This window comes from Allobosea sp. P1_A7, assembly GCF_056406775.1.
In genome coordinates, this window is the sequence record NZ_JBFTZN010000546.1 from 1 (window position 1) to 1578 (window position 1578).

Genomic DNA, 1578 nt, shown 5'->3' on the forward strand with positions numbered 1-1578 from the left:
GGCTTTGAGACGCGGTTCGTTTTCGTTCGTTTTCACGTACGGGTGGACGTCAACAGCTTCGCCGCTCCGCGCGGCGAAGGCCGTAGATGAGTGCAGGCGCTCACATCCAAACGATCCGAGGGGAACTCGCCATTTTGGCGCGGTTCGGCGCCACAAACTTGTATTCGGTCGATCCTGGAGGATCGCGACCATGATGCAGTCATGCGCATCGACGGCGAAGTTCCGAGGCGGCGGGCCCATTCTAAGCCGCGGCGCAAAGGCCAAGTCCACTATCGGGTTACCACCACCTCGGCTCGTTATCCGCAGTCAGYCCGAAGGTGACCGCGGTTYTCCGGTCCCGTTACGGACCAGAGAACTCATGCAGCGCGCAGCGCCATACCTTCKGGCACRACACCACTTGTCGCGAGCCGCCAGAGCGCGATGAGCAACTTGCGCGCCAAGGCCACGACCATTGTCTTGCGTGTGCCACCGCGAGCGTCGGCCGTGCGTTTCCTGTACCAAGCGGCCAACGGACTATTCTGCTGGTGCACCAGGTGGCCCCACGCCAGCTGGATCATCGCTCGACGCACGCGAGCATTGCCTCCCTTGGCAAGCCCTCGCTCACGGCGTTTCTGACCGCTTTCGTCAGGAGCGCCGGTCAGTCCGGCATAGCGCGCCACCGCCTTGCGATCTCTGAGTGGGCGCAAGAACACCTCCTGTACCAGCATATCGGCGCTTTCTACGCCAATGCCGACAACCTGTATCAGCTGCCGCACCATGGTGCCGCGGTCCGTGTCGCTCGTCTGTTCGAGATGAGTCACGCGGACAGTTTCAATCTCCTTGATCTGCTGTTTGAGGCTCTCCAGGCGAGCGAATGCCCGCTTCATCTCTGCCATTGTGTTGACCGGTACTGCGGTGCCTTCCGGAGTTCGCAGGGTTTCGAGCCGATCCGCCACCCGCCTGAGAGTGACCTTGAACCCGCGAATGCCGAGACGCGCGAGATTGCTCTTGATCCGGTTCACGATGCGCGTGCACTCGCTTACGAGGGCTTCCCGTTCGCGGCTCGGTCGGCGAGCATCTTCATCATCCTGCGACGGGATTGCCGCCATGCTGCAGTGGTTCGGCTCGCCGCGCAGCCATCCGAGGAAGGCGCGCTTGAGCAACTCAGTGTCCAGCCGATCCGTCTTGGCGCGGTGATGCTCGCGAGAAACGGGGACGCTGGAGGCATGGATGACATAAGCCTCGACATTGTGGGCTCGCAACCATCGGGCGAGCCAGAAGCCRTCGCGCCCGGCCTCAAAGGCTACGACGATCCGCTGGATCGGGCGCCCGTTTCGTTCGGCCTCCACTCGCCAGCGATGCAGCAATTGCAGCAGGCCGTGCTGATCGACGGGCAGCTTCTTCAATGGCTGGCGCTCCACGCCTGGGACGAGGCCGGCGACCAACCAACTCGCCTGGCCCATCTCGATCACGGCGACCAGGGTCGCGCCTTGATCRAGYGRAATCGAACATCTGCTCGCATCGATGCTGTGTGCCATAAAGGTGCTCCATCGCTGATTGCGGCAACGATGGTACCGGCCTCGTTGCGCCGCCCATAGC

General features: G+C 62.7%; 1 protein-coding gene. It reads right to left on the bottom strand.

The genetic code is table 11. From position 1 onward, the window contains the following. Positions 1-356: 356 nt before the first annotated feature. Entirely contained in the window at positions 357-1517 is a 1161-nt protein-coding gene (locus AC1D34_RS37455) for an IS110 family RNA-guided transposase (RefSeq protein ID WP_476827015.1), read from the bottom strand. Between the last annotated feature and the right edge of the window lie 61 nt (positions 1518-1578).